The sequence below is a fragment of the Micromonospora sp. NPDC049282 genome, assembly GCF_043197045.1.
Lineage (GTDB): Bacteria > Actinomycetota > Actinomycetes > Mycobacteriales > Micromonosporaceae > Micromonospora.
On sequence record NZ_JBICSL010000002.1, the window covers coordinates 1 to 23,263 of the forward strand.

General features: G+C 73.2%; 25 protein-coding genes and 1 riboswitch. Of the genes, 13 read left to right on the plus strand and 12 right to left on the minus strand.

Translation table 11 applies throughout. The features are described 5' to 3' along the window. Window positions 1-126 (plus strand): SDR family oxidoreductase (locus tag ACGFI2_RS03705; RefSeq protein ID WP_393511600.1); only part of this gene is annotated, 126 nt, incomplete at its 5' end. Between the two features lie 53 nt (window positions 127-179). Here ACGFI2_RS03705 and ACGFI2_RS03710 read toward each other — a convergent pair. Together ACGFI2_RS03710 and ACGFI2_RS03715 are read right to left on the minus strand one after the other, a co-directional pair. After that, window positions 180-305 carry a hypothetical protein gene (locus tag ACGFI2_RS03710; RefSeq protein ID WP_281941262.1) on the minus strand — a complete coding sequence of 42 codons (126 nt, stop codon included), beginning with the start codon at window positions 303-305 and terminating at the stop codon, window positions 180-182. After that, window positions 302-1,720, minus strand: a complete 1,419-nt coding sequence (locus ACGFI2_RS03715; protein WP_393510100.1) for an OFA family MFS transporter — start codon at window positions 1,718-1,720, stop codon at window positions 302-304. Before ACGFI2_RS03715 ends, ACGFI2_RS03710 begins: the two co-directional genes overlap by 4 nt. A 177-nt stretch (window positions 1,721-1,897) precedes the next feature. Here ACGFI2_RS03715 and pdxY point away from each other — a divergent pair, with 177 nt between their 5' ends. The 4 genes from pdxY to ACGFI2_RS03735 all read left to right on the plus strand — a co-directional run bounded on the left by pdxY (window position 1,898) and on the right by ACGFI2_RS03735 (window position 6,268). Continuing rightward, a complete protein-coding gene (gene pdxY / locus ACGFI2_RS03720) occupies window positions 1,898-2,749 on the plus strand; it encodes a pyridoxal kinase PdxY (RefSeq protein ID WP_393510102.1) in 852 nt (283 codons plus the stop codon). A 75-nt stretch (window positions 2,750-2,824) separates the two neighbouring features. Next, window positions 2,825-3,277: a helix-turn-helix transcriptional regulator gene (locus tag ACGFI2_RS03725; protein ID WP_393510104.1), complete on the plus strand. Its 453-nt coding sequence runs from the start codon at window positions 2,825-2,827 to the stop codon at window positions 3,275-3,277. A 5-nt stretch (window positions 3,278-3,282) separates the two neighbouring features. Further along, the gene (locus ACGFI2_RS03730; protein ID WP_393510107.1) at window positions 3,283-3,696 is read left to right on the plus strand and encodes a VOC family protein; all 414 of its coding nucleotides are present in this window, start codon (window positions 3,283-3,285) and stop codon (window positions 3,694-3,696) included. Between the two features lie 211 nt (window positions 3,697-3,907). Continuing rightward, window positions 3,908-6,268: an ATP-binding cassette domain-containing protein gene (locus ACGFI2_RS03735; RefSeq protein WP_393510110.1), complete on the plus strand. Its 2,361-nt coding sequence runs from the start codon at window positions 3,908-3,910 to the stop codon at window positions 6,266-6,268. 118 nt (window positions 6,269-6,386) lie between these two features. On the opposite strand, the gene ACGFI2_RS03740 is transcribed toward ACGFI2_RS03735, so the two are convergent. Further along, window positions 6,387-6,809: a phosphotransferase gene (locus tag ACGFI2_RS03740; protein ID WP_393510112.1), complete on the minus strand. Its 423-nt coding sequence runs from the start codon at window positions 6,807-6,809 to the stop codon at window positions 6,387-6,389. 14 nt (window positions 6,810-6,823) lie between these two features. Here ACGFI2_RS03740 and ACGFI2_RS03745 point away from each other — a divergent pair, with 14 nt between their 5' ends. The 3 genes from ACGFI2_RS03745 (at window position 6,824) to ACGFI2_RS03755 (ending at window position 9,966) form a co-directional block, all read left to right on the plus strand. Then, window positions 6,824-7,828, plus strand: coding sequence for a tyrosine-type recombinase/integrase (locus ACGFI2_RS03745; RefSeq protein WP_393510115.1), 1,005 nt, complete (start codon window positions 6,824-6,826; stop codon window positions 7,826-7,828). 150 nt (window positions 7,829-7,978) lie between these two features. Further along, window positions 7,979-8,977, plus strand: coding sequence for a hypothetical protein (locus tag ACGFI2_RS03750; protein ID WP_393510117.1), 999 nt, complete (start codon window positions 7,979-7,981; stop codon window positions 8,975-8,977). 92 nt (window positions 8,978-9,069) lie between these two features. Continuing rightward, window positions 9,070-9,966 (plus strand): bifunctional 5,10-methylenetetrahydrofolate dehydrogenase/5,10-methenyltetrahydrofolate cyclohydrolase, encoded by an 897-nt coding sequence (locus ACGFI2_RS03755; RefSeq protein ID WP_393510120.1) that lies wholly within the window; start codon window positions 9,070-9,072, stop codon window positions 9,964-9,966. 6 nt (window positions 9,967-9,972) lie between these two features. On the opposite strand, the gene ACGFI2_RS03760 is transcribed toward ACGFI2_RS03755, so the two are convergent. Next, window positions 9,973-10,752 carry an endonuclease/exonuclease/phosphatase family protein gene (locus ACGFI2_RS03760; protein ID WP_393510123.1) on the minus strand — a complete coding sequence of 260 codons (780 nt, stop codon included), beginning with the start codon at window positions 10,750-10,752 and terminating at the stop codon, window positions 9,973-9,975. A 166-nt stretch (window positions 10,753-10,918) separates the two neighbouring features. Here ACGFI2_RS03760 and ACGFI2_RS03765 point away from each other — a divergent pair, with 166 nt between their 5' ends. Beyond that, window positions 10,919-11,701, plus strand: a complete 783-nt coding sequence (locus tag ACGFI2_RS03765) for a sulfite exporter TauE/SafE family protein (RefSeq protein WP_393510125.1) — start codon at window positions 10,919-10,921, stop codon at window positions 11,699-11,701. Between the two features lie 7 nt (window positions 11,702-11,708). Continuing rightward, complete coding sequence (locus tag ACGFI2_RS03770) at window positions 11,709-12,497, plus strand: GNAT family N-acetyltransferase (protein ID WP_393510128.1); 789 nt, start codon at window positions 11,709-11,711, stop codon at window positions 12,495-12,497. Here the strand turns inward: ACGFI2_RS03770 and def are convergent. After that, window positions 12,477-12,986, minus strand: a complete 510-nt coding sequence (gene def, locus ACGFI2_RS03775; protein ID WP_393510131.1) for a peptide deformylase — start codon at window positions 12,984-12,986, stop codon at window positions 12,477-12,479. The genes ACGFI2_RS03770 and def overlap by 21 nt on opposite strands. Window positions 12,987-12,996: 10 nt before the next feature. Continuing rightward, a complete protein-coding gene (locus ACGFI2_RS03780; protein ID WP_393510134.1) occupies window positions 12,997-13,506 on the minus strand; it encodes a MarR family winged helix-turn-helix transcriptional regulator in 510 nt (169 codons plus the stop codon). 53 nt (window positions 13,507-13,559) lie between these two features. Here ACGFI2_RS03780 and pip point away from each other — a divergent pair, with 53 nt between their 5' ends. Continuing rightward, on the plus strand, window positions 13,560-14,510 hold the full coding sequence (gene pip, locus ACGFI2_RS03785) for a prolyl aminopeptidase (RefSeq protein WP_393510137.1): 951 nt from the start codon (window positions 13,560-13,562) through the stop codon (window positions 14,508-14,510). Between the two features lie 18 nt (window positions 14,511-14,528). On the opposite strand, the gene ACGFI2_RS03790 is transcribed toward pip, so the two are convergent. Beyond that, window positions 14,529-15,719: a chorismate-binding protein gene (locus ACGFI2_RS03790; RefSeq protein WP_393510140.1), complete on the minus strand. Its 1,191-nt coding sequence runs from the start codon at window positions 15,717-15,719 to the stop codon at window positions 14,529-14,531. A 123-nt stretch (window positions 15,720-15,842) separates the two neighbouring features. Between ACGFI2_RS03790 and ACGFI2_RS03795 the strand changes: the two genes are divergently transcribed. Further along, the gene (locus tag ACGFI2_RS03795) at window positions 15,843-16,043 is read left to right on the plus strand and encodes a DUF5999 family protein (RefSeq protein WP_013286363.1); all 201 of its coding nucleotides are present in this window, start codon (window positions 15,843-15,845) and stop codon (window positions 16,041-16,043) included. 94 nt (window positions 16,044-16,137) lie between these two features. Here the strand turns inward: ACGFI2_RS03795 and gcvP are convergent, their stop codons facing one another. Together gcvP and ACGFI2_RS03805 are read right to left on the minus strand one after the other, a co-directional pair. After that, window positions 16,138-18,960 carry an aminomethyl-transferring glycine dehydrogenase gene (gene gcvP / locus ACGFI2_RS03800; RefSeq protein ID WP_393510143.1) on the minus strand — a complete coding sequence of 941 codons (2,823 nt, stop codon included), beginning with the start codon at window positions 18,958-18,960 and terminating at the stop codon, window positions 16,138-16,140. Between the two features lie 73 nt (window positions 18,961-19,033). Next, window positions 19,034-19,124, minus strand: a riboswitch (glycine riboswitch). Between the two features lie 56 nt (window positions 19,125-19,180). Next, window positions 19,181-20,029, minus strand: coding sequence for an NAD-dependent protein deacetylase (locus tag ACGFI2_RS03805; protein ID WP_393510146.1), 849 nt, complete (start codon window positions 20,027-20,029; stop codon window positions 19,181-19,183). A gap of 86 nt (window positions 20,030-20,115) precedes the next feature. Between ACGFI2_RS03805 and ACGFI2_RS03810 the strand changes: the two genes are divergently transcribed. Beyond that, on the plus strand, window positions 20,116-20,772 hold the full coding sequence (locus tag ACGFI2_RS03810; protein ID WP_393510149.1) for an NAD(P)H-binding protein: 657 nt from the start codon (window positions 20,116-20,118) through the stop codon (window positions 20,770-20,772). 187 nt (window positions 20,773-20,959) lie between these two features. Here the strand turns inward: ACGFI2_RS03810 and ACGFI2_RS03815 are convergent, their stop codons facing one another. From ACGFI2_RS03815 to ACGFI2_RS03825, 3 genes are read right to left on the minus strand one after another with little or no spacing between them, the layout of a single operon-like run. Beyond that, window positions 20,960-21,640 (minus strand): DivIVA domain-containing protein, encoded by a 681-nt coding sequence (locus ACGFI2_RS03815; protein WP_393510152.1) that lies wholly within the window; start codon window positions 21,638-21,640, stop codon window positions 20,960-20,962. Beyond that, window positions 21,637-22,797, minus strand: coding sequence for a globin domain-containing protein (locus ACGFI2_RS03820; RefSeq protein ID WP_393510155.1), 1,161 nt, complete (start codon window positions 22,795-22,797; stop codon window positions 21,637-21,639). Before ACGFI2_RS03820 ends, ACGFI2_RS03815 begins: the two co-directional genes overlap by 4 nt. 2 nt (window positions 22,798-22,799) lie before the next feature. Continuing rightward, window positions 22,800-23,189 (minus strand): group 1 truncated hemoglobin, encoded by a 390-nt coding sequence (locus ACGFI2_RS03825; RefSeq protein WP_393510158.1) that lies wholly within the window; start codon window positions 23,187-23,189, stop codon window positions 22,800-22,802. Window positions 23,190-23,263: the final 74 nt, after the last annotated feature.

The window sequence follows — 23,263 nt, forward strand, 5'->3', positions numbered from 1 at the left end:
GCCGGCCGCATCCCGCTGGGCCGCGCCGGCGAGCCCGACGAGGTCGCCGGCGCGATCGCGCACCTGCTCGGCCCCGACGCCTCCTACACCACGGGCGCGGTCCTGCGCGTGGCCGGCGGCCTGTAGAGAAGCGGCGGCGGCCCGGGGGAGAACCCCGGGCCGCCGCGCGTGCGCCGCACTCAGTGCGTGAACAGCTTCGCCGCCGTGATCAGCGTCTGCACCACCCCGTAACCCAGCAGCACGGCCACCACCAGCCACGACACCACCAGGCGGACCTGCTGCCCGCCACCGCTGCGCTCGTTCACGATCCACTCCTGTCCGCCGTCACCAGCTGCCCGTCCGCCATCTCGTCCCGGCCCGACGCCGGCTCGTGGAACCGCTGCGGCACCGGCCGGATCAGCAGGTTCGCCACCAGCCCCACCGCCAGCACCCCGACCATCGTGAACAGCGCCGGCCGGTACGCCGACGCGGTCAACGTGCCCGGCTCGCCCTGCGCGTCGAGGAACGCGTTGACGATCAGCGGGCCGGCCACCCCCGCCGCCGACCACGCGGTCAGCAGCCGGCCGTGGATCGCGCCCACCTCGAACGTGCCGAACAGGTCCCGCAGGTACGCCGGCGCGGTCGCGAACCCGCCGCCGTAGAACGACAGGATCACGCAGGCCAGCAGCACGAACAACGCCGTCGCGGTCTGCCCGAACAACGCCAGCAGCAGGTACGTCACCAGCCCGACGCCCAGGTACACCAGGTAGATCGGCTTGCGGCCGATCACGTCCGACGTCGAGGACCAGACGAACCGGCCGGCCATGTTGAACAGCGACAGCAACCCGACGAAACCGCCGGCCGCCGCCACCGACACCGCCGAGGTGCCGTTGTCGCGGAAGAAGTCCTGGATCATCGGGCTGGCCTGCTCCAGGATGCCGATGCCCGCGGTCACGTTGCAGAACAGCACCACCCACAGCAGCCAGAACGAGCGGGTCTTCACCGCGTTCGCCGCCGACACGTTCGCGGTGGTCACCAGCGGTTTCGCCGCCACGCTGGCCGGGTCGAACCCGGCCGGGCGCCAGTCCGGCGCCGGCACCCGCACGTTGAACACCCCGAACATCATGATCACGAAGTAGCCGACACCGAGCGTGACGAACAGCCAGACCAGGGCCGAACCCGACGCCGTCGACCCGCTGTTCGACGGGTCGTACCCGGAGTCGAAGAACGACAGCAGCTGCCGGGACAGGGGAGAGGCCACCATCGCCCCACCACCGAAACCCATGATCGCCAGACCGGTCGCCAGGCCCGGCCGGTCCGGAAACCACTTGATCAACGTGGAGACGGGGGAGATGTACCCGATCCCCAGACCGATGCCGCCCAGCACCCCGTACCCCAGGTACAGCAGCCACAGCTGCGAGGTCGCGATGCCCAGCGCGCCCACCAGGAACCCGGCCGCCCAGAAGCACGCCGAGACGAACATCGCCTTGCGCGGCCCGTTCGCCTCCACCCAGGTGCCCGCCACCGCGGCCGACAGGCCCAACATCACGATCGCGATGCTGAAGATCACGCCGATCGCCGTCTGCCCGGTGTCGAAGTGCGCGATCAGGGAGTTCTTGTACACGCTGGTCGCGTACACCTGCCCGATGCAGAGATGGATCGCCAGCGCGGCCGGCGGGATCAGCCAGCGGCTGTACCCCGGCGGCGCGATGGTCTTCCGACGATCGAGTGCGGAAAGCATCCGTGCTTCCTCCGTCCAGATGGCGAGAACCCCTCGTTCCATGCCCCCACCGCACGCTGCGCCCAAACAGGCCACGCGCCCGACGGTCGAACCCTGAGCCGAGCGGTCGACGCTACCCCCGCACGTCGCCCGACGACCACTGAGCGTGACCACCGGCGGGGATGCGACCATGAGCCGGTGAAGATCCTGTCCATCCAGTCCTCGGTCGCCTACGGCCACGTCGGCAACTCCGCCGCCGTGTTCCCGCTGCAACGCCTGCGGCACGAGGTGTGGCCGGTGCTGACCGTGCACTTCTCCAACCACACCGGCTACGGCGCCTGGCGCGGCCCGCTGCTCGCCCCCACCGACGTCGCCGAGGTCATCGCCGGCATCGCCGACCGGGGCGTGCTCGGCACCGCCGACGCGGTCCTCTCCGGCTACCAGGGCGACCCCGCCGTCGGCGCGGTGATCCTCGACACCGTCGCCCGGGTCAAGACCGACAACCCCGCCGCCCTCTACTGCTGCGACCCGGTCATGGGTGACGTCGGGCGCGGCATGTTCGTCCGCCCCGGCATCCCGGAATACCTGCGCGACACCGTCGTACCGTGCGCCGACATCGTCACGCCCAACCAGTTCGAGCTGGAGTTCCTCGCCGACCGCCGCACCGACACCCTCGACGACCTGCTCGCCGCCGTCGACACCGTGCGGGCCACCGGACCCGAACACGTCCTGGTCACCAGCGTCCTGCACGGCGACCTGCCCGAGGGCCACCTCGAGGTCGTCGCCGTCTCCGGCGAGGGCGCCTGGGCCGTCACCACCCCGCTGCTGCCGATCAGCCCCAACGGCTGCGGCGACGTCACCGCCGCGCTCTACCTGGCCCACCTCGCCACCACCGGCTCACCCGAGACCGCGCTGGAACGCACCACCAACTCGATCTTCGCGGTGCTGGCGGACACCCTCGCCGCCGGCACCCGCGAACTGCAGCTCGTCGCCGCCCAGGACGCCATCGCCGACCCGCCCACCCGCTTCACCGCCCGCCGGCTGCGCTGACCGTCCCCACGTCTGCCGTCGAAACGCCGCCCCAGAAGGTGGCCGACACCCCGACCCACCAGCGAAGATGCACCCGTGCAACCCGACGACCCCGCATTCGCCCAACGCCTGCGCGACCTCACCCGGCTACGCCGGGTCCGCGACCGCATCGACCGCGAACACGCCCAACCCCTCGACGTCGAAGCGCTCGCCCGCGGCGAACACATGTCCGCCGGCCACCTCAGCCGCCAGTTCCGCCAGACCTACGGCGAATCCCCGTACGCCTACCTCATGACCCGCCGCATCGAACGCGCCATGGCCCTGCTGCGACGCGGCGACCTCAACGTCACCGACGTCTGCTTCGCCGTCGGCTGCCAGTCACTGGGCACCTTCAGCACCCGCTTCACCGAACTCGTCGGCGAACCACCCAGCGCCTACCGCGCCCGCCACGCGCCCCCCACCGCCGAACCACCCCCGTGCCTCACCAAACAGGTCACCCGACCGATCAGGAATCGAGAAGCCCGACCCGAACCACCCCCGCTAGCGTGACCACCATGACGATCACCATCCACTACGCCTTCCTGCCCCACACCGACGCCGACGCCGCCATCGCCTTCTACCGCGACACCCTCGGCTTCGAACTCCGCAACGACGTCGGCCGCGGAGACACCATGCGCTGGCTCACCGTCGGCCCACCCGAACAACCCGAGACCGGCATCGTCCTGCACCCCCCGGCCGCCGACCCCGGCATCACCGACGACGAACGCCGCACCATCCTCGAACTCATCGCCAAGGGCAGCTACGGCGCGCTCACCCTCGCCACCGACGACCTCGACGCCCTGTTCGACCGTCTCCAGGCCAGCGGCGCCGACGTCGTCCAGGAACCCACCGACCAGCCCTACGGCGTACGCGACTGCGCCTTCCGCGACCCCACCGGCAACCTCATCCGCATCAACCAGCGGCACTGAACCCGCGCAAACGCCCCGCTGCCCACCGAACGAGGGGAGCGGTTCGCCACCCGCACCGGCTTCGACCCCCGTACCCTGACGCCCTACCGCTGGTACCGCATCACACCCCACCGCGTCCAAGCCTGGCGCGAGGTCGACGAGATGCCCGGCCGCACGCTCATGCGCCACGGCCGCTGGCTGGACTGAACCCCACCACCGGGACGGAGACCCCATGACCACGGCCCACGCCGACAGCCACGACGTCATCCGCGTACACGGCGCCCGCGAGAACAACCTGCGCGACGTCGACGTCGAACTGCCCAAACGCCGCCTCACCGTGTTCACCGGCGTCTCCGGCTCCGGCAAGAGCTCCCTGGTCTTCGGCACCATCGCCGCCGAGTCGCAACGCCTCATCAACGAGACCTACAGCGCCTTCGTCCAAGGCTTCATGCCCACCCTGTCCCGACCCGAGGTCGACATCCTCGAAGGCCTCACCACCGCCATCATCGTCGACCAGGAACGCATCGGCGCCGACCCACGCTCCACCGTCGGCACCGCCACCGACGCCAACGCCATGCTGCGCATCCTCTTCAGCCGCCTCGGCCAACCCCACATCGGCCCACCCAACGCCTACTCGTTCAACGTCCCCTCCGTACGCGCCACCGGCGCCATCACCGTCGAACGCGGCGCCGGCAGAACCCAGACCAAGAAAGCCACCTTCACCCGCCTCGGCGGCATGTGCCCCCGCTGCGAGGGCCGAGGCAACGTCACCGACTTCGACCTCACCGTCCTCTACGACGCCGACCGCACCCTCAACGAAGGCGCCATCACCATCCCCGGCTACAGCATGGACGGCTGGTACGGCCGCATCTTCCGCGCCAGCGGCATGTTCGACCCGGACAAGCCCATCCGCGACTACACCAAGCGGGAACTGCACGACCTCCTGCACAAGGAACCCACCAAGGTCAAGGTCGAGGGCATCAACGTCACCTACACCGGCCTCATCCCCGCCATCCAGAAGTCGATGCTCGCCAAGGACGTCGACGCCATGCAGCCCCACATCCGCGCCTTCGTGGAACGGGCCGTCACCTTCACCACCTGCCCCGACTGCGACGGCACCCGGCTGAGCCCCGAAGCCCGCTCCTCGAAGATCAACGGCATCAGCATCGCCGACGCCTGCGCCATGCAGATCAGCGACCTCGCCACCTGGCTCCGCGCCCTGCACGAACCCTCCGTCGGCCCGCTGCTCGCCGCACTGGGGGACACCCTCGACTCCTTCGTCGAGATCGGCCTCGGCTACCTCAGCCTCGACCGCCCCGCCGGCACCCTCTCCGGCGGCGAGGCCCAACGCACCAAGATGATCCGCCACCTCGGCTCGTCGCTCACCGACGTCACCTACGTCTTCGACGAACCCACCATCGGCCTGCACCCGCACGACATCGCCCGGATGAACAACCTCCTGCTGCGCCTGCGCGACAAGGGCAACACCGTCCTGGTCGTCGAACACAAACCGGAAACCATCGCCATCGCCGACCACGCCGTAGACCTCGGCCCCGGCGCCGGCGCCGACGGTGGCACCATCTGCTACGAGGGCACCGTCGACGGGCTGCGCACCAGCGACACCACCACCGGCCGCCACCTCGACGACCGCGCCACCCTCAAGGACACCCTGCGCACACCCACCGGCACCCTGCCCATCCGCGGCGCCCGCACCCACAACCTGCGCGACGTCGACGTCGACATCCCACTCGGCGTGCTGGTCGTCGTCACCGGCGTCGCCGGCTCCGGCAAGAGCTCCCTCATCCACGGCTCACTGGCCAAGCGCGACGACGTCGTCAGCGTCGACCAGACCCCCATCCGCGGCTCCCGCCGCAGCAACCCGGCCACCTACACCGGCCTGCTCGACCCCGTCCGCAAGGCCTTCGCCAAGGCCAACGGCGTCAAACCCGCCCTGTTCAGCGCCAACTCCGAGGGCGCCTGCCCCACCTGCAACGGCGCCGGCGTCATCTACACCGACCTGGGCATCATGGCCGGCGTCGCCAGCACCTGCGAGGACTGCGAGGGCAAGCGGTTCCAGGCAGCCGTGCTCGACTACCACCTCGGCGGCCGCGACATCAGCCAGGTCCTCGCCATGCCGGTCAGCGAAGCCGAGAAGTTCTTCGGCGCCGGCGACGCCCGCACCCCGGCCGCCCACGCCGTCCTCGACCGCCTCGCCGACGTCGGGCTCGGCTACCTCACTCTCGGTCAACCGCTGACCACGCTGTCCGGAGGGGAGCGGCAGCGGCTCAAGCTCGCCACCCGGATGGGGGACAAGGGCGGCGTCTACGTCCTCGACGAGCCGACCACCGGCCTGCACCTGGCCGACGTCGCCCAACTGCTCGGCCTGCTCGACCGGCTCGTCGACGCCGGCAAATCGGTGATCGTCATCGAGCACCACCAGGCGGTCATGGCGCACGCCGACTGGATCATCGACCTCGGCCCGGGCGCCGGGCACGACGGCGGCCGGATCGTCTTCGAGGGCACCCCGGCCGACCTGGTGGCCGCCCGGTCCACGCTCACCGGCGAGCACCTCGCCGCCTACGTCGGGGCCTGACCTCGCCGGACGCGGGGCGGCGGGGTGCGGCACCGACCCCGCCGCCCCGACCAACCCACGTACGCGATTCGATAATCTACATTATGTCAAGTAAACCGGATCCTGGCCTCCCCGGACCTCATTCCGCCACCGGATCGTCCAGCACCGCGCCGAGCACCCGCGCCTGCTCCTCGCCCGGCCCCACCCCGTGCGCGAGCGTCACCAGCGCCTTCCACAACGCCCACCCGCGCGCCCGCCGCCACGCGTCGGCCGGCAACCCGACCGCGTCCCGGAACACCGCACGCTCCACGCCGACGCACCACGTCCACGCGGGCACCAGATCGCAGGCCGGGTCGCCGACCCCGCACTGCCCGAAGTCGATCAGCGCAGTCAGACGCCCGTCCGCGACGAGCAGGTTCCCGGCGGAGACGTCGCCGTGGAACCACACCGGCGGGCCCGGCCAGGCCGAATCTCCACCACGGGGCCCAGTCTGCGGGCACGGCAACGCGTTTTCCGGCCGCTCTCCCCCGGCGCGGCGGCCTGGCGGGAACGCGAAAATCATGCATAATATCCCTTATGCATGACAAACCGGACGAAGCGGTAGGAACGTTGATCGAGGAGTTCCTGACCGCCCGGGCCACCCGCAAGCCCTCCCCCCACACGCTGGCCGCGTACCGGCGGGACCTGAACGCGGTGGCGGCGCTGGTCGCGGCGGACGGCGACGACGCCACTCCCCTCCCCTCGGGCCGGCTGCCGATCGGCGCCCTGTCCCCGCGGGTGATGCGCGCGGCGTTCGCCCGCTTCGCCGCTCCCCGCGCCGCCGCCTCCGTCCACCGTGCGTGGTCCACCTGGAACAGCTTCTTCACGTTCCTGGTGGCCGAGGGCGTCGTATCCGGGAATCCGATGCCGGCGGTGGGGCGGCCCCGCACGCCGCTCCCCCGGCCCAAGCCGCTGCGCGGCGAGGACACCCCGGAGGAGTTGCTGGCGGCGGTGGCGCGGGCCGAGGGCCGGCAGCGCGACCCGTGGCCGGAGCGGGACCTGGCGGTGCTGGCGCTGGCGTTGTGCGCCGGGTTGCGCCTGTCGGAGCTGCTGGCGTTGCGGGTGTCGTCGGTGGCCGGGCGGGACGGCGAGCGGCGCGTCGACGTGGCCGGCAAGGGCGGGCGGCCGCGGACGGTGCCGATCGAGGCGGGCGTGGACCGGGTGTTGGCCGGCTATTTGGAGAGCCGGCGGTTGCGGTTCGGGGGGCGCAGCGTGCGGCCGGACGGGCCGTTGCTGGTGGACCGGGTGGGTGAGCCGTTGCGTCGGGGTGGCCTGCAGTATCTGGTGGAGTCGTGTTACCGGCGGGCGGGCATCGGTGACCGGGTGCCGCGGGGGGCGCGGTTGCACGCGTTACGGCACACGTTCGCGACGCGCCTGGCGGAGGACGGCGCGGGCGCGGCGGAGATCATGCGGTTGCTGGGGCACGCGTCGTTGGCGTCGTCGCAGACGTACATCGAGGTGACGGCGGGTCAGCAGCGGGCGGCGGTGGCCGCGAACCGCACGAACCGGGCGGTGTCGGGGTTGTCGGTGGACCGGCGCTGAGGCGGGCGTCGAAGGTCGCCGCGCAGACCACCGCGCGCCGTGTCGTTCGGCCGATCCGTCCGCGTCATCAGCTTCTGAGCGCTCGCGAAGATGAATCCATCGGTGGCGGTTGTCCGACCGGTCGGGCGCGGCGCTGGCAGGATCGGCCGGATGCGGGTGGGTGCGGCACGGGCGGTGGCGGTCGACTGGGTGCGGGAGCGGATGCGCTCCGATCCGTCGGTGGAGGGGGCGTTGTTCAGCGGGTCGACGGTGGGTTTGCCGGACGACGCGGTGTTGCCGGCGTCGTCGGACGTGGACGTGCTGCTGGTGCGGGGCTCCCCCGGCGCGAAGGTGGGCAAGTTCGTCCGTGGTGGGGTGCTGCTGGAGGTCAGCACGGTGACCTGGGCGCAGTTGGGTGGCCCGGAGGACGTGTTGGGGTCGTGGGTGTTCGCGCCGATGTTCCGTACCGATGGGGTGATCGCGGATCCGTCGGGGCGGTTGGCCGTGGTGCGGCGGCGGGTGGCGGCGGGGTTCGCCGATCGGGTGTGGGTGCGGCGGCGGTGCGCGGGCGTGCGGCGGCGGGTGGAGGACGGGTTGCGGGTGCTGGACGCGGGGGCGCCGGTGGCGGATCAGGTGTTGGCGGTCTGGCCGGCGGTGGCGGGGTTGGTGGATCCGACGGTGCGGCGGCGGTACGTGCGGGCGTCGGAGGTGTTGGCGGGTCACGGGTTCGGTGGGTGGTATCCGGAGTTGTTGGCGACGTTGGACGGCGGTGGGGTGGGCGCGGGGCGGGTGCGGGAGCATCTGGCCGGGTTGGCGGTGGTGTTCGAGGAGGTGGCGCGACTGCCGCGGGAGGGTTTCGCGTTCGGGGCGGATCTGGGCGTGGCGGGGCGGCCGGTGGTGTTCGGGGGTGCGGCGGAGCTGGTGGCGGCGGGGCGGCATCGGGAGGCGATGTTCTGGGTGCTGGTGACGTACGCGCGGTGTCATGCGGTGTTGGCGGCGGTGGCGCCGGAGCGGGGGCGGGCGGCGTGGCCGGCGTTCGAGGCGGTGTTGGCGGATCTTGGGGTGGCGTCGGTGGCGGATCGGCGGCGGCGGGCGGATGCGGTGCTGGCGTCGTTGCCGGCGTGGCAGCGGGTGGTGGATGCGGTGTCGCGGCGGGTTGTGGCAGGCTGAGGGGGACGCGACTGGCGGCACGGGGATGGGTGGACCATCGGGGAGCTCGTCGTGGGGGTCGACCGCCTGGGCCTCCGCGGGCGAGGTGTCGCATGTCTTCTTCTTCGGTTTCCGTGGTGTCCGGTGCGACCGCGCGGTTGTTGCCGGGTGGGCCGGTGGCGGATCAGGTGTTGGCCGAGGTGGCCGCGTCGGTGGCGCGGTTGCGCGCGGCGGGGGTGACGCCGGCGTTGGCGACGGTGCTGGTGGGTGACGACGACGCGAGCGCGGGTTACATCCGGATCAAGTCTCGGCAGGCGGCGGAGTTGGGGTTCGCGTCGCCGCACGTGCATCTGGCGGCGTCGGCGTCGCAGGCGGATCTGCATGCGGTGCTGGCGGATTTCAACGCCGACGCCGGTGTGCACGGGGTGCTGGTGCAGCATCCGATCCCGGGGCGGCTGGACTACGACCGGGCGTTGGCGGAGTTGGATCCGGACAAGGACGTCGACGGGATGCATCCGGTGAACATGGGTCGGTTGGCGTTGGGGTTGCCGGGGCCGTTGCCGTGTACGCCGGCGGGGATCGAGGCGTTGTTGGCGTTCCATCAGGTGCCGGTGTCGGGCCGGGAGGTGGTGGTCCTGGGTCGGGGCGCGACGTTGGGGCGGCCGTTGGCGATGTTGTTGGCGCAGAAGCGGCCGACGGCGAACGCGGCGGTGACGGTGGTGCACACGGGGGTGGCGGACTGGCCGCGCTATACGCGGCGGGCGGAGATCCTGGTGGCGGCGGCGGGGGTGCCGGGGATCGTGCGGCCGGAGCATGTGCGTCCGGGTGCGGTGGTGGTCGGTGGTGGGGTGCGGTACGAGGGGCGGCGGTTGCTGCCGGACGTGGCCGAGTCGTGTGCGGAGGTGGCGGGGGCGATCACGCCGCGGGTCGGTGGGGTGGGTCCGACGACGGTGGCGATGTTGTTCCGTAACGCGGTGCGGGCGGCGGAGCGGCAGGCCGGCTTGGGGTGAGGTTTCTCAGCCGAGGTCGACGACGAGGGGCCGGTGGTCGGAGATGGTGGACAGCGGGGTGTCGACGGCGGTGACGGGTGGGAGCCGGTCGAGGTGGTGGGGGTCGGCGAGGACGTGGTCGAGTTGGACGCGGGGTTGCCCGGCCGGGTAGGTGGCGCGGCGGGCGAGGGGTCGCCAGCGGGTGAGGGCGGCGGCGGGGCCGGCGGGGAGGTTGAGGTCGCCGAGCAGGATCCGGGGGGCGGGCAGGGCGCGTAGGGCGCGCACGACGCGGCGTAGTTGCCAGATGTTCCAGCCGGGGACGAAGGACAGGTGGGTGGCGGCGACGGTGAGGGGGCCGTGGGGGGTGTCGAGGACGGCGGCGAGCACGACGCGGGGTTCGTCGCGGAGCAGGACGAGTCCGCCGCCGGGGCCGGGTACGTAGATGGGTGAGCGCACGGGTGCGGCGCGCAGCCGGGTGACCTGCCAGGTGCGGACGGGCAGGCGGCTGATCAGGCCGACGCCGTAGAGGGGTTCGCCGTGGCCGTCGTCGTCGTGGGTGAGGGGGCGGAACTGTTCGCCGGGGGTGCCGACGACGGCGGCGGCGAAGCGGTGGTGCTCGGCGTTCAGGGCGCGGGCGGCGAGGGCGGTGAGGTCGAGTTTGCCGCTGCGGGTCTGGTCGCGGTCGACTTCCTGCAGGGCGAGGACGTCGGCGTCGAGGGCGGTGACGGCGGCGGTGAGCCGGTCGGGGTCGACGAGCCCGTCGGTGAGGGAGCGGCCGTGCAGCAGGTTGAAGGTGGCCAGGCGCACCTGCACACCCTACGTCGCTCTGGCAGGCTGGCCGGGTGCTGAAGCTGCTGTGCTGTTCGATGCTGGTGTTCGTGGCGGTGGCGTGCGTGGGGGTGTGGTTGCGGCGGCGTCGGGGCCGGTGAGGCTGGCCACAGGCGTTTTCGTCGGGGGTGGCGGGGTGGGCAGAATGCGCGGCGTGGATGTGGGGGCGTTGACGACGTTGCTGGCCGTGGCCGCCTTGGCGGGCTGGGTGGACGCGGTGGTGGGTGGCGGCGGTCTGCTGTTGTTGCCGGCGTTGTTGGTGGCGGCGCCGGGGGTGCCGGTGGCGACGGCGTTGGGGACGAACAAGTTGGCGGCGATCTTCGGTACGTCGACGGCGGCGGTGACGTATGCGCGGCGCACGAAGCTGGACTGGGTGGTGGCGGGTCCGGCGGCGGGCCTGGCGGTGGTGACGGCGGGGTTGGGTGCGGCGTTGGCGGGGGCGGTGCCGGCGGGCGCGTACCGGCCGGTGGTGTTGGTGGTGTTGGTGGCGGTGGCGGTGTTCGTTCTGACCCGGCCGCGGTTGGGGGTGGTGGCGGCGCCGTCGCGGCGGACCCGGGCGCGGGTGGTGGCGGCGGTGGTGGTGGCCGGGTTGGGCATCGCGTTGTACGACGGGTTGATCGGGCCGGGCACGGGGACGTTCCTGGTGTTGGCGTTCACCGCGTTGGTGGGTGCGGATTTCGTGCACGCGTCGGCGATGGCGAAGGTGGTGAACGCGGGGACGAATCTGGGCGCGTTGGTGGTGTTCGGGGCGAGCGGGCACGTGTGGTGGGCGTTGGGTGCGGCGATGGCGGTGTGCAACGTGGCGGGGGCGGCGGTGGGCGCGCGGATGGCGTTGCGTCGGGGCGCCGGGTTCGTGCGGGTGGTGTTGCTGGTGGTGGTGTTGGCGTTGGTGGCGCGGTTGGGCTACGACCAGTGGACGGCGCGCTGAGGTGGCGGTGCGGGCGGAGCACGACCGGTCGGTGTTGGCCGGCCTGTTGGGTCGGGATCCGGTGTTGCACGCCTACCAGTTGGGTGATCTGGACGATTTCTTCTGGCCGTACACGTCGTGGTTCCGCTGCGGCGACGAGGTGGTGTTGCTGTATCACGGGGTGGAGCCGCCGACGTTGTTGGCGTTCGCGGCGCCGGATCGGGTGGCGGCGTTGTCGGGGTTGTTGACGCGGGTGGCGCCGGTGTTGCCGGCCCGGTTGTACGCGCACCTGTCCCCCGGGCTGCTGGGAGCGTTGGCCGGGTCGTTCCGGTGTGCCCCGGGTGGTCGGCACCATCGGATGGCGTTGACGGTGCCGGGGCGGTTGGCGGGGGTGACGCCGGCGGGCGAGGTGTTGGGCGCGGCGGACCTGCCGGGGTTGCGGCGTTTCTACGAGCGGGCGTATCCGGGTAACTGGTTCGACGCTCGGATGGTGGAGACCGGGCAGTACGTGGGGGTGCGTGACGGCGGTGAGCTGGTCGCGGTGGCGGGGGTGCACGTGTGGTCGCCGGTGTACGGGGTGGCGGCGTTGGGCAACGTGGCGACGCTTCCGCGGTGGCGGGGTCGGGGTCTGGGTGCGGCGGTGGTGGCGGCGTTGTGCGCGCGGCTGCGCGAGCGCGTCGGGCACGTCGTGTTGAACGTGAAGGCGGACAACGTGGCGGCGGTGCGGTTGTACGAGCGGGTGGGGTTCACCCGGGTCGCCGACTACGACGAGTTCTCGCTGGTGGCCCGGGTGGGGTCAGCGGCCGCGGCTGGGTGAGTCGAAGCGTCCGGCGCGGATCTCGCGCAGCGCGCGGCGGCGGGTGTCGCCGCGCAGGGTGTCGACGTAGAGGCGGCCGCGCAGGTGGTCGGTCTCGTGTTGCAGGGCGCGGGCGAGGAAGCCGCTGCCGGTGATGGTGAGGGGTTCGCCGTGCTGGTCGTGGCCGTGGGCGGTGGCGTGCAGGGCGCGGGGGGCCGGGAAGTAGAGCCCGGGGATGGACAGGCAGCCCTCGTCGTCGTCCTGTAGTTCGTCGGACAGTTCCAGGGTGGGGTTGACGAGGTGGCCGCGGTGGCCGTCGGCGTCGTAGACGAACACCTGGGTGTTGACGCCGATCTGGGGTGCGGCGACGCCGGCGCGTCCGGGTGCGCCGAGCAGGGTGTCCATCAGGTCCCGCACGAGGGCGCGTAGTTCGGCGTCGAAGGTGGTGACCGGTTCGCTGGGGGTGCGCAGGACGGGGTCGCCGATGATCCGGATCGGGCGCATAGTCATGCCCGGAAGGTTATCCGTTGCTTACCGGGGGCGGGTGTCCGCCGGCGGGTGGGAGCAGGCCGGTGTCGGCGATGCGCTCGCGTAGCGGGCGGCGGCGCAGTGCGGTGAGCACGGCGTGCAGCTCGTCGGCCAGGGGTACGGGTAGTTCGGTGTCGAGCCGGCGCATGGCGGCGGTGGTGGCGGCCCATTCGGCTTCGACGGCGGGCAGCTGGGCGCGGGCGCGGTCGGTGAGGGTGACGATGCGGTGGCGGGCGTCGGTGCCGGGGGTGAGGGTGACCAGGCCGGCGTGGCGCATGCCGGCGACGGTCTGGCTGGCGGCGGAGTGGGTGACGCCGACGCGGGTGGCCAGGTCGCGGATGGGCAGCGGCCCGTCGGTGACGAGGACGCGCAGCACGGGTGAGTAGCGGGGCCGGTAGTCGGTGAGGCCGAGGCGGTCGTGCACGGCGGCGACGTCGGCGTCGAGGGTGTCCAGGACGTGGCGCAGCAGGGTGCCGAGGGCGTCGCGGTCGGGGGCGGTCACGTCCGCTAATGTAACAGCGCTGTTGTATTCGTTGTGGTGGGAGGGTCGCCGTCATGTATCCGCCGATCGAGCCGTACGCGTGGGGCCACCTGGACGTCGGCGACGGCCAGCGCGTCTACTGGGAGACCTGCGGCAACCCCGGCGGCCGGCCGGCGCTCGTGGTGCACGGCGGCCCGGGCTCCGGCGCGGGCGCGTCGTGGCGGCAGCTGTTCGACCCGCGGGCCTACCGGATCGTGCTGTTCGACCAGCGCGGCTGCGGGCGCAGCACCCCGCCGGCCGCCGATCCGGCCACCGACCTGTCGGTGAACACCACCGCGCACCTGCTGGCCGACATGGAGCTGCTGCGCGCGCACCTGGGCGTGGACCGGTGGTTGCTGTGCGGCGCCTCCTGGGGTTCGGCGTTGTCGCTGGCGTACGCCCAGGCCCACCCGGCTCGGGTCACCGCGCTGGTGCTGTTCAGCGTGGTGGCCAACACCCGCCGGGAGATCGAGTGGGTGACCCGGGACATGGGCCGGGTCTTCCCGCAGGAGTGGGCGCGTTTCCGCGACGGGGTGCCCGAGGGCGAGCGTGACGGTGACCTGGCCGCCGCGTACGCCCGGCTGGTCGACGACCCGGACCCGGCGGTGCGGGACCGGGCGGCGCGTGACTGGTGCGCGTGGGAGGACGTGCACGTCTCCCTCGCGGGCGGCTACGCGCCCAGCCCCCGCTACGCCGACCCGGTGTTCCGGTACGGGTTCACCCGGCTGGTCACCCACCACTTCGCGAACCTGGGTTTCCTGCCCGACGGTCAGCTCCTGCGTGACGCCGGGCGCCTCGCCGGCATTCCCGGGGTGCTGGTGCAGGGCCGCCTCGACGTCAGCGGGCCGCCGGACATCGCCTGGCGGCTGACCCAGGACTGGCCGGACGCCCGGCTGGAGATCGTCGAGTCCGGCGGGCACGGCGGCGGGCACGGCATCGGCGAGCGGGTGGTCGCCGCCCTGGACGCGTTCGCCGCCGCCCCCTGAGCGCCCGGCGGGGTCGGGTCAGCCGGCGGCGAGCAGCGCCCGGATCGGGGCGGCCTTGGCGGCGGCCTCGGCGACCTCGGCGGCCGGATCGCTGCCCCAGGTGATGCCGCCGCCGGCCCACAGGTGCAGCCGGTGGGCGTCGGCCGCGGCGGTGCGGATGGTCAGCCCCAGGTCGAGGCGGTCCGACGCGACCCAGCCGAGCGCGCCCATGCCGGCGCCCCGACCCACCGGCTCCCGCGCGGCCACCTGGGCCAGCGCGGCGTGCTTGGGCGCGCCGGTCACCGAGCCGCCGGGACACACCGCGCGCAGCAGGTCGGCCAGGCCCAGGCCGCCGGCGGGCGCCGCCGACACCGTCGACTCCGCCTGCCACAGGTCACACCAGCGGCGTACGGCGAACAGCTCGTCGACGCGCACGGACCCGGTGCGGGCCATCCGGGCCAGGTCGTTGCGTTCCAGGTCGACGATCATCACGTGTTCGGCGCGTTCCTTGGCCGAGGCGAGCAGCTCGCGGCGACCGGCGGCGGTGGCCGGGCGGGTGCCCTTGATCGGCCGGGTGACCAGTCGGCCGCCCTCGACGGCGATCAGCGTCTCCGGGGAGGCGCAGCCCAGCGCCCAGCCGGGGCCGGTGAGGGTGCCGCCGTAGCGGGCGCCGGGCAGCGCGGCGAGGCGGGCGAGCGCCGGGCGGGGATCGCCGGCGTACCCGGCGGCGGCGTGCCCGACGAGGTTGACCTGGTAGACGTCGCCGCGGGCGATGGCGGCGCGCACCGCCTCGACGGCGGCGGCGTGCGCGGCGGGGGTCCAGCTGTCGCGCCAGTCGGCCAGCGACCAGCCGGGCGTGGTCGCCGGCCGCCGCGGCGGCGGGTCGGCGTGTCGGTAGACGACCACCACCAGGTCGGGCAGCGCGGGCGCCGGGGTGGGCGCGCCGGTCGGCGCGCCGATGGCGTACGCGCCGGCGGCGGCGGACAGGAACAGCGCCGCCCCGCACACCCCGTCGGGTGTGTGCCGGCCGGGTCGGGCCAGGTCGTCGACGCGTACGCCGTGCGTGGTGAGGAAGCGTTGGGCCAGGTCGGCGGGGTCGCCGCCGTCGCCGAGGCGCCACTGCAGCCGGGCGGTCTCGACCAGCCGGGACCGGCAGGACCGCGGCGCGCCGGGCACATCGAACGGTACCTGTGGGAGCGCTTCCACGACGTCCGGGTGGTTCCGGCTCATCCGTTCAGCCCGTTCTGGGGGAACATGACACATCCATGCTCGATGCCGCGCGGTTTCGCTTGGTACTGTGCGTCACTGGTCATGTGAACCATGACACAGTGCCCCCACAGTGCGGAGAACCCGATGTGTCAGCACCAGCCCACCTGCCCCTCCGCCGACGCGACCGACCGCGAAGCCGCCCGCGTCCTCGCCTGCTTCCCTGAGCAGGGCTGGAGCCTGCTCTGCAACGGCGTCATCGTCTTCGAGGACACCGGTGAGCTGCTCCCCGACGGGCGGACCATCGCCCCGCACCGGGGACCGGCCCGCCACGCCCTCGTCGCCTGAGCGATCACGCAGCGTCAGTGAGCGTACGCGCCGGCGCAGACCGCCGGCGCGCCGGCCGGGGCGGCGATTCCCCACCGCCCCGGCGTGAGCGCCCTCAATCCTCGAACGCCTCCGGCGCCGGGCACGAGCAGACCAGATTCCGGTCGCCGTACGCGCCGTCGACCCGCCGCACCGGCGGCCAGTACTTCCCCGCCCGCACCACCCCGCCCGGATAGGCGCCCACCGACCGCGGGTACGGGTGCGGCCACTCGTCACCGGACACCATCGCCGCGGTGTGCGGCGCGTTCGCCAGGGGGTTGTCCCCCGCCGGCCACCGCCCCGACGCCACCTCGTCGATCTCGGCGCGGATGGCGATCATCGCGTCGCAGAACCGGTCCAGCTCGGCCAGGTCCTCACTCTCGGTCGGCTCCACCATCAACGTGCCGGCCACCGGGAACGACATCGTCGGGGCGTGGAAACCGTAGTCGATGAGCCGCTTCGCCACGTCGTCGACGCTCACCCCGCTCGCCTTCGTCAACGGCCGCAGGTCCAGGATGCACTCGTGCGCCACCAGGCCCTTGTTGCCGGCGTACAACACCGGGAAGTGCTGCCGCAGCCGCACCGCCACGTAGTTGGCCGCCAGCACCGCCACCCCGGTGGCCCGGACCAGCCCGGCCGCGCCCATCATCCGCAGGTACGCCCACGGGATCGGCAGGATCCCCGCCGACCCGTAGCGGGCCGCCGAGATCGCCGGCCGCCCGTCGACGTGCCCGCCGCCCGGGTCACCGGGCAGGAACGGCGCCAGGTGCGCCCGCACCGCCACCGGGCCGACCCCCGGGCCGCCGCCGCCGTGCGGAATGCAGAACGTCTTGTGCAGGTTCAGGTGCGACACGTCCGCCCCGAACTTCCCCGGCTTGGCGAACCCGACCAGCGCGTTGAGGTTCGCCCCGTCGACGTACACCTGACCGCCGGCGTCGTGGACCTTCGCGCACAACTGCGCGATGCCCGTCTCGTACACCCCGTGCGTCGACGGGTACGTCACCATGATCGCGGCCAGGGCGTCCCGATGCTTGTCGACCTTCGCGTCGAGGTCGACCGGGTCGACGTTGCCGTCGGCGTCGCAGCCGACCACGACCACCCGCATCCCGGCCATCACCGCCGACGCGGCGTTGGTGCCGTGCGCCGACGACGGGATCAGGCACACGTCGCGGTGCCCCTCGCCCCGGTCGCGGTGGTAGGCGCGGATCGCCAGCAGCCCGGCCAGCTCGCCCTGCGATCCGGCGTTGGGCTGCACGCTGACCGCGTCGTAGCCGGTCACCTCCGCCAGCCAGCCCTCCAACTGGGCGATCAGCTCCCGGTAGCCGGCGGTCTGCTCCGCCGGCGCGAACGGGTGCACGTGCGCGAACTCCGGCCAGCTGATCGGTTCCATCTCGGTGGTGGCGTTGAGCTTCATCGTGCACGACCCCAGCGGGATCATGCCCCGGTCCAGCGCGTAGTCGAAGTCGGCCAGGCGCCGCAGGTAGCGCAGCATCGCCGTCTCGGAGTGGTGGGTGCGGAACACCGGGTGGGTGAGGATCTCCCCGGTGCGGGCCAGGCCGTCCGGCAGCGCCGCGTCCACGTCGCCGTCGACGCCGTCGACGCCGAACGCCGCCCACACCGCCTGAAGGTGCGCCGCCGTGGTCGTCTCGTCGCAGGACACGCCGACCCGGTCGGCGTCGACCAGCCGCAGGTTGACGTTGCGCGCCGCCGCGGCGGCCACCACCTCGGCCGCCCGCCCCGGCACGGTCGCGGTGACCGTGTCGAAGAACGCCACGTCCGCGACGTCGACGCCGCCGGCGCGCAGGCCGGCCGCCAACCGGGCCGCCGCCGCGTGGGTACGCCGGGCGATGGCCCGCAGCCCGTCCGGGCCGTGGTAGACCGCGTACATGCCGGCCATCACCGCCAGCAGCACCTGCGCGGTGCAGATGTTGCTGGTCGCCCTCTCCCGCCGAATGTGCTGCTCGCGGGTCTGCAACGCCAACCGGTAGGCGGGGTTGCCGTCGGCGTCGCGGGACACCCCGACGAGGCGGCCCGGCAGCATCCGCTCCAACCCGGCGCGCACGGCCAGGTAGCCGGCGTGCGGCCCACCGAAACCCATCGGCACGCCGAACCGCTGGGTGGTGCCGGCGGCGATGTCCACGCCGATGTCACCCGGCGGGCGCAGCATCGTCAACGCCAGCAGGTCCGCCGCGACGGTCACCAGGGCCCCGGCGGCGTGCGCGGCGGCGACCAGCGGGGCGTGGTCACGCACCGCGCCCGACGCGCCCGGGTACTGCAGGTGCAGGCCGAAGAACTCCGCCGGCAACGCCTCGACGTCCAGGTCCACCACCCGCACCTCGATACCCAGCGGCTCGGCGCGCCCGGCGATCACCGCGACGGTCTGCGGCAGCGCGTCGGCGTCCACCACGTACACCTGGCTCTTGACCTTGCTCGCGCGGCGCGCCAGGGTCATCGCCTCGGCCGCGGCCGTGCCCTCGTCGAGCATCGACGCGTTGGCCGTGGCCAACCCGGTCAGGTCGGTGACCATGGTCTGGAAGTTCAGCAGCGCCTCCAGCCGCCCCTGGCTGATCTCCGGCTGGTACGGCGTGTACGCGGTGTACCAGGCCGGGCTCTCCAGCACGTTACGGCGGATCACCGCCGGGGTGTGCGTGCCGTGGTAACCCAACCCGATCATCGACACGGCGACGGTGTTGCCGGCGGCCAGGGCGCGCAGCTCGGCGATCGCCTCCCGCTCCGAGGCCGGCTCCGGCAGGTCCAGGACGCCGTGCCAGCGGATCACCTCGGGGATCGCCGCGTCCATCAGCTCGTCGACGGAGCTGTAGCCGACGGCCTCCAGCATCCGGCGCTCGTCGTCCGGCTCGGGGCCGATGTGCCGGTCGGCGAACTGCTCTGCGGTCATGCGCTGCGCTCCTTGCGGGGGCGAGGTCGACGGGTCGGCCTCCCCCTGAGTCGCGCTGACGCGCTCCACAGCGCCTGCCCACGTGGTCCTTTTGCCTGAGAGGTTCCGGGGAGAATCTGCCCCTTCGGCGCCGCCTGATCGACGGTCTCTCCCACGTGGGTGGTACCGGCGACACCAACGCTACCAGCGGCGGTGTTTCCGGCTCATGTCCCGGGGGTGATCACACCGGCGCGGGCGCCGGCGCGGCGAGCCGCGCCGCCACGGCGGTGAGCGTGGCGCCCAGCGGCGCGTCGAGGCGCAACGCCGCGTAGCCGTCGCCGCGCGTCGCCCCCTGGTTGACGATACCCACCGGGATGCCGTGCTTCGCCGCGCGCAGCACGAACCGCCGACCCGACATGACCGTCAACGACGAGCCCAGCACCAGCAGCGCCCGGGCCCGCTCGACCAACGCGAAACAGTCCGCCACCCGGGCGGCGGGCACCGTCTCGCCGAAGAACACCACGTCCGGTTTGAGCATGCCCGCGCCGCACACCGCGCAGTCGACGGTGCGGAACCCGCTCACCGCCTCGTCGGGCAGGTCCACGTCACCGTCGGGGTTGACGTGCGCCACGGCCGCGTCGAACCCGGGGTTGGCCTCGTCCAGCCGCCGGTGCAGCTCCTCACGGCCGGTGGCGTTGCCGCAGTCCAGGCACGTCACCTCGTCGAGCCGCCCGTGCAACTCGATCACCCCGCTCGCGCCGGCCGCGGTGTGCAACCCGTCGACGTTCTGGGTGATGACCCCGCCCAGCAGCCCGGCGCGCTGCAACCGGGCCACCGCCCGGTGCCCGTCGTTGGGCACGGCCCCGGCGATGGTGCGCCACCCCAGGTGGCTGCGCGCCCAGTAGCGCCGCCGCGCCTCCGGATCCCGGGTGAACGCCTGGTAGGTCATCGGGGTGTGCCGCCGCGCCGCGCCGCTGGGCCCCCGATAGTCCGGGATGCCCGACTCGGTGGACAGGCCGGCGCCGCTGAGCACCACCACGTCACCGGCGGCCACCAGCGCCGTCAACGCCTGGAACGCATCTTCGCTCACCCCTCCATGGTGCCTCGCCCGCCCCGGTGCGCGCCCCTGCCGCCGGTCGACCGGCGCGGACACCCGCCGCGGGCTACGTTGACAGCATGCGCGTCGTCATCGCCGGAGGCCACGGAAAGATCGCCACACTGCTGAAGCGGGAACTCGCCGGGCGCGGCGACACCGCCGTCGGGTTGATCCGCAACCCCGAGCACGCCGCCGCGCTGCGCGCCGCCGGCGCCGAACCGGTCGTCTGCGACCTGGAACACACCGACGTCGACACCCTCGCCGCCCACCTCACCGGCGCCGACGCCGTCGTGTTCGCCGCCGGCGCCGGGCCCGGCAGCGGCGCCGCCCGCAAGGACACCGTCGACCGGGGCGCCGCCGTGCTGCTCGCCGACGCCGCCGTACGCGCCGGCGTCCGCCGCTACCTGCTGGTCTCCTCGATGGGCGTGGACAACCCGCCCGCACCCGACACCGACGACGTGTGGGCGGCCTACCTGCGGGCGAAGAAAGCCGCCGAGGACGACGTCACCGGCCGCGACCTCGACGTCACCGTGCTGCGCCCCGGCCGCCTCACCGACGACGAACCCGCCGGCCGGATCACCCTGGCCCGGCCCGTCACCCCCGGCGCGATCAGCCGCGCCGACGTCGCCCGGGTGGTGCTGGCCCTGCTGGACGCGCCCGGCGCCGCCGGACACACCGTCGAACTCGTCGCCGGCGACACCCCCATCGCCGACGCCGTCGCCGCGCTCGCCCGCTGACCCCACCCGAGGAGGGGCGCCGGGGTGGGGGCCCCCGGGGGGGGGCGGGGGCCGCCGGGGGGGCCCCCCGGCGGCCCCCCCCCCCCCCCCCCCCCCCCCCCCGCCCCCCCCCCCCCCCCCCCCCCCCCCCCCCCGCGGGGCCCCCCCCCCCCCCCCCCCCCCCCACCCCCGGCGCCCCTCCTTGGCCTCACCGCTGGTGACGCGGCAACGCCGGCTGAGCCTCGCCGCCACCGACCGGCGGCGCCTCCCGGGAGATGCGCTCCATGGTGCGCGCCAACTGCTCACTACCGTCGTCGAGATGCCGCGCCGCCGCCCGCATGTGCGACATCATCATCTCCCCGAAGATCCGCAGCGCCTCCCGGGTGGCCACCGAATCGTCCGCGCTCTGACCGGCGGCGCTGCGATACTCCATCACCGCCCGCTCGGCCTCCTGCTTCGCCTCCTCCGCCGCCGCCCGCAGATAACTCTCGTACTGCGTGCGGGCGTACTCGGCGACCCGCCGGGCGTAGTCGTGGGCCTGCGCGATGATCTGCTCGGCCTCCCGCTGCGCCGCCGACAGCAGGTTGACCTCCTTCGCCGCCGGCATCGCCGGCTTGTCGGCGCTCGGGATCACCCCGTGCCGGTGCAGCTCCAGATGGTCGTTGAGCCGCTCGTTCTCCGCCCGCAGGTTCGCCACCTGCGCGGCCAGCAGATCCAACTCGTCGGCCACCTGCATCCGGAACCGGTCCACGTCGGCCTGCTCGTAGCCACGGCGGGTGAACGCCGCCGACCCGAACTCCCACCGCCGCACCCGATCCGAGGTCAACCGCACCTGCACCGGCCCGGACACCTGCTGCGCGTCGTACCTGCTGATCGGAGTCGCACTCATTGGAAACCTCCGTCAGGGGTGGTCACGGTACGCCACGTCGGCCCGTACCAGTGCTTGCCGAAGCCCTCGTGGTGCAGCTGACCCGGCTGGTAACCGGCCTCCGTCAACGCCGCCACCGAATGGCCCACCATCTCGTCGGACCCGCACACGTACACGTGCCGCGACCGCCAGTCCCCGTCGGCCAGCACCCGATCGGCGATGCGCTGCACCTCACCCGGGCGCCGCGGATCCGACCCGGCCACGTACGACACCCGCAACCACGGATGCGACGCCGCCACCTTGTCGATCGCCTCGCTGTCGTAGAACTCCGTACGCGAGCGAGCCCCCACGTACAGGTCCACCCGCCGCCCCGAACCCTCCGCCGCGACCTGCTCCACCAACGCCTTCACCGGCGCCCAGCCGGTCCCACCGGCCAGCAGCAGCAGATCCGACGACCCGGCCGGCCACAACGTCAACCGGTCCCCCACCGGCGCCGCCAGGTGGATCTGGTCACCCACCGCGCACCCGTACACCAGCCGCGACGACACCGCCCCGCCCGGGGCGGCCCGCACGTGCAGCTCCACCGTGCCGTCCGGGCGCGGCGCGTTCGCCGGCGAGTAGTACCGCCACGACCGCACCGCCGGATGCGACACCCCGATCGACTGGCCCGGGACGAACGGCAACAGGTACTGCGGCCGCACCGTCAACACCGCCACGTCGAACGTGCGCCGCTCGTGCGCCAGCACCTCCGCCACCCACCACGGCGGGGAATGCGCCTCCGCCGCCTGCGCGGCCTCGGTCATCACCTGCGCGACCAACCCGTACGCGGCCGCCCAGTCCGCGGCCAACTCGTCGGTCCACGCCGCGCCGCTGAAGTGCCGCAACGTCTCCAGCAGCGCCTCACCCACCGCCGGGTAGTGCTCGGCGCGCACCGCGAACTTGCGGTGGTCGCCGCCGAGCTGCTGCAGGAACCCCACCAACCGGTCCAACTGGTCCACGTGCGACACGATGTGCCCCAACGCGGACACCAGACGATCCCGCTGCCCGGCCATGTTCGTCGGGAACATCTGCCGGGTCTCCGGATGCGCCAGGAACAACGTCGAATAGAAGTAGAGCGGCACCTGGTCGCCGTGCCCGGCCACCAGCGACCAACTCTGCTTGAGCCGTGCCGCGTCCACGCTCAGGCGTTCCTCGCCGACACGACCTGATCCCGCACCTGACCGAGCACGACCTGCACGTCAGCGATCACATCCGCCGGCACACCCAACTCCACCAACGTCGCCGTCAGATGCTCACCGACCTTCGCGTAGTGCGCCCCCGGAATGTCCAGCGGCTGATGCGCCTCGGCCAATCCCCGCCCCGCGTACTCGTTCGGGCCGCCCAACACCACCGCCAGCATCAACGCCAGGTGCCGCCGCTGCTCGACCATGTCCACATCGGCGAAGTAGCCGGCGAGGTCGCCATCCGCCAGCACCTTGTCGTAGAACAGCTCCACCGCGGCCTTCACCGCCGCCGCGCCACCGATGCGCTCGTAGTGGGAGATCGGGGTGGTCTCGCTCGTCACCGTCATGTTCGGTCCTTCCGCCAGGGGTCCGCGGCAGCGCCGCGGCAGGGGCATCGCCAGCCGGTGCGGCGTCACACACC

Bases quoted from the DNA above. Each gene is read 5' to 3' on its own strand.
- ACGFI2_RS03715 (WP_393510100.1), bottom strand. From the start codon at position 1,720: ATGCTTTCCGCACTCGATCGTCGGAAGACCATCGCGCCGCCGGGGTAC.
- ACGFI2_RS03730 (WP_393510107.1), top strand. From the start codon at position 3,283: ATGACGATCACCATCCACTACGCCTTCCTGCCCCACACCGACGCCGAC.
- ACGFI2_RS03735 (WP_393510110.1), top strand. From the start codon at position 3,908: ATGACCACGGCCCACGCCGACAGCCACGACGTCATCCGCGTACACGGC.
- ACGFI2_RS03740 (WP_393510112.1), bottom strand. From the start codon at position 6,809: ATGATTTTCGCGTTCCCGCCAGGCCGCCGCGCCGGGGGAGAGCGGCCG.
- ACGFI2_RS03745 (WP_393510115.1), top strand. From the start codon at position 6,824: ATGCATGACAAACCGGACGAAGCGGTAGGAACGTTGATCGAGGAGTTC.
- ACGFI2_RS03750 (WP_393510117.1), top strand. From the start codon at position 7,979: ATGCGGGTGGGTGCGGCACGGGCGGTGGCGGTCGACTGGGTGCGGGAG.
- ACGFI2_RS03755 (WP_393510120.1), top strand. From the start codon at position 9,070: ATGTCTTCTTCTTCGGTTTCCGTGGTGTCCGGTGCGACCGCGCGGTTG.
- ACGFI2_RS03765 (WP_393510125.1), top strand. From the start codon at position 10,919: ATGCGCGGCGTGGATGTGGGGGCGTTGACGACGTTGCTGGCCGTGGCC.
- def (WP_393510131.1), bottom strand. From the start codon at position 12,986: ATGACTATGCGCCCGATCCGGATCATCGGCGACCCCGTCCTGCGCACC.
- pip (WP_393510137.1), top strand. From the start codon at position 13,560: ATGTATCCGCCGATCGAGCCGTACGCGTGGGGCCACCTGGACGTCGGC.
- ACGFI2_RS03790 (WP_393510140.1), bottom strand. From the start codon at position 15,719: ATGAGCCGGAACCACCCGGACGTCGTGGAAGCGCTCCCACAGGTACCG.
- ACGFI2_RS03795 (WP_013286363.1), top strand. From the start codon at position 15,843: ATGTGTCAGCACCAGCCCACCTGCCCCTCCGCCGACGCGACCGACCGC.
- gcvP (WP_393510143.1), bottom strand. From the start codon at position 18,960: ATGACCGCAGAGCAGTTCGCCGACCGGCACATCGGCCCCGAGCCGGAC.
- ACGFI2_RS03810 (WP_393510149.1), top strand. From the start codon at position 20,116: ATGCGCGTCGTCATCGCCGGAGGCCACGGAAAGATCGCCACACTGCTG.
- ACGFI2_RS03815 (WP_393510152.1), bottom strand. From the start codon at position 21,640: ATGAGTGCGACTCCGATCAGCAGGTACGACGCGCAGCAGGTGTCCGGG.
- ACGFI2_RS03825 (WP_393510158.1), bottom strand. From the start codon at position 23,189: ATGACGGTGACGAGCGAGACCACCCCGATCTCCCACTACGAGCGCATC.